At 69.7% G+C, this 2,593-nt stretch carries 2 protein-coding genes; both read left to right on the top strand.

Going from position 1 to position 2,593, the window contains the following annotated elements; translation table 11 throughout:
* The coding region (locus tag D7W82_RS39235) for an Hsp70 family protein (protein WP_120623130.1) at positions 1 to 1,835 on the top strand (1,835 nt) is incomplete at its 5' end.
* Between the two features lie 122 nt (positions 1,836 to 1,957).
* On the top strand, positions 1,958 to 2,593 hold a 636-nt coding region (locus D7W82_RS39230), incomplete at its 3' end, for an AMP-binding protein (RefSeq protein WP_147439776.1).

The raw sequence follows: 2,593 nt of genomic DNA, 5'->3' as shown, positions 1-2,593 counted from the left end.
CCCCGGCCGTGGCCGCGGACCCTGGCGCCCCGGCCCGGATGGACGCGCCGGCCGCGGCCCCCGCGCCCGCCCTGGAGATGGTGACGGACGCGTCACTGGGGCTGAACATCGAGGAGCCGCCCCGGACGGGGCCGGTCATCGGCATCGACCTGGGGACGACGAACTCGTGCGCCGCGTTCGTGCGCGGCAACAAGCCCGGGGTGCTGCCCAGCCGCGAGGGCCACAACACGGTGCCCTCCATCCTCGCGTTCAACCAGCGCGGCAAGCTGGTGGTGGGCCACCCCGCGAAGGGGCAGATGCTCACCAACCCGCGCCAGACGGTGTACGGCGCCAAGCGGCTGGTGGGCCGGCCGTACGCGTCGCCCATCGTCGGGCAGATCAAGGGCCGCTTCCACTATGAGATCGCCGCGGGCCAGTCCGGCGAGGCGGCGGTGCGGTTGGGTGACCGCATCTATTCGCTCCAGCAGATCTCCGCGCTGATCCTCCGCGAGGTGCGCGAGGTGGCGCAGAACCAGCTGGGCCAGCTCATCTCCCGGGCGGTCATCACGGTGCCCGCCTACTACAACGACAACCAGCGGCACGCGGTGCGCGAGGCGGGGAAGCTCGCGGGCCTGTACGTGGAGCGCATCCTCAACGAGCCCACGGCGGCGGCGCTGGCGTACGGCTACGGCAAGAAGCTGAACCAGCGCGTGCTGGTGTACGACCTGGGCGGCGGCACGTTCGACGCGTCGGTGCTGGAGCTGCACGACACCGTCTACGAGGTGATCTCCACCGGCGGCGACACGTTCCTGGGCGGCATCGACTTCGACAACGCCATCGTGGAGTACCTCCTGCAGGAGTTCGAGCGGCAGACGGGCCGCGCCTTCCAGGGGGACCGGGTGGCCCTGCAGCGCATCAACGACGCGGCGGAGCGGGCCAAGTGCGCCCTGTCCGAGCGCTCCGAGATGCGGGTGCACGTGGCCTTCATCACGATGATCGACAACAAGCCGTACGACCTGGACGTCACGCTCACGCGGCAGAAGTTGATCGCCCTGACGGAGGGGCTGGTGGACCGCACGGTCCAGGTCTGTGAAGAGGTGCTCCAGGCCAAGGGGCTGAAGCCCTCGGACATCGACGAGGTGATTCTGGTCGGTGGGCAGAGCCGCTTCCCGCTGGTGCACGAGAAGATCACGAAGTTCTTCGGCCGGCCGCCCAGCAAGGGCGTGCACCCGGACGAGGCTGTTGCGCTGGGCGCGGCGCTGCTGGCGCACAGCCTGGGACAGCTGGAAGGCGTGGTGCTCATCGACGTGCTGCCCATGGCCATTGGCGTGGGGCTGCCGGGTGGGCGCTTCAAGCCGGTGCTGGAGCGCAACGTGTCGCTGCCGGCGGCGAAGAGCTACACGCTCTCCACGCACCGGGACGGACAGACGGAGCTGGAGCTCACCGTCTTCCAGGGCGACTCCGACCGCGCGCAGGACAACGAGTACCTGGGCACGCTGCGGCTCGCGGGCCTGCCGAAGAAGCCGCGCGGCGCGGTGCAGGTGTCGGTGACGTTCGAGGTGAACAACGAATCGCTGCTCAAGGTGACCGCGAAGGAAGGCACCACGGGGCGCGAGGTCGTCAGCACGTTCACCACCCGCGATACGCCGGAGTCGGTGAAGGCGCGGCTGGCGCAGGAGGAGTCCTCGGCCGCCGCACCCGCGCCTCCGGTCGTGGCTCCGGGGCACGCGGCTCCGGTGGCGCGCAAGGTGGCGGCGTCCACGCCGGTCATCCCGGAAGCGGCGCCGGATGTCGCGGTCGTGTCCAAGCAGAAAGGTTTCATGGGGTGGTTGAAGGGACTCTTCGGCCGCGCGTGAGGGCGTGTCGGGTCCCCGCTCCCCGAGTGGGCTGGCGTCACAGGCCTCCCGTGTTTCATTACTGGGAGTGCCTACGGGATTGAGCAGTCGGGCTGCTATGAAGTGTCGAAATTTTTCGACACATGGACGGCCCCCCCGTGACCGACCTCCCCCAATGCCTTCCTGGCGTACTGCTGAAGCTTGCCCAAAATCCGTCCGCTCGGGCGCCCCTCTACACATTCCTGGGAGATGACGGCGAGGAGGTCGTCTGGAGCGCGTTCGACCTGGACGTGCGCGCACGGCGGATCGCCATGGCGCTGCGTGAGCGAGGCGCGCGAGGCGAGCGCGTGTTGCTGCTGTATCCGCCGGGGCTGGACTACATCGCGGGCTTCTTTGGCTGCCTCTACGCGGGAGCGGTGGCGGTGCCCGCGTATCCGCCGGACCCGATGCGGCTGGAGCGCACCCTGCCCCGCCTGCGGGCCATCATCCAGGACGCGAGGGCGTCGGTGGTGCTCACCACGTCGGGCATCTTGGGGCTGTCGGACTTCGTCTTCGAGCAGGCGCCGGACTTCCGCGCGCTGCGGTGGATGGCGACGGATGAGCTGCCGGAGGGCGGCGAGCGGGACTGGGTGGCGCCGGAGGGTTTGGGCGGGGAGTCGCTCGCGTTCCTTCAGTACACGTCCGGGAGCACGGGCACGCCGAAGGGCGTGATGCTCACGCACGGGAATCTGCTGCACAACCTGTCGCTCATCCACGGTGCGTTCGGCGCGCGAGCGGAC

The organism is Corallococcus sp. CA049B, assembly GCF_003611685.1.
Lineage (GTDB): Bacteria > Myxococcota > Myxococcia > Myxococcales > Myxococcaceae > Corallococcus > Corallococcus coralloides.
The sequence above is the reverse complement of the archived record's forward strand: the minus strand, read 5'-3'. Positions and strand labels throughout refer to the sequence as shown.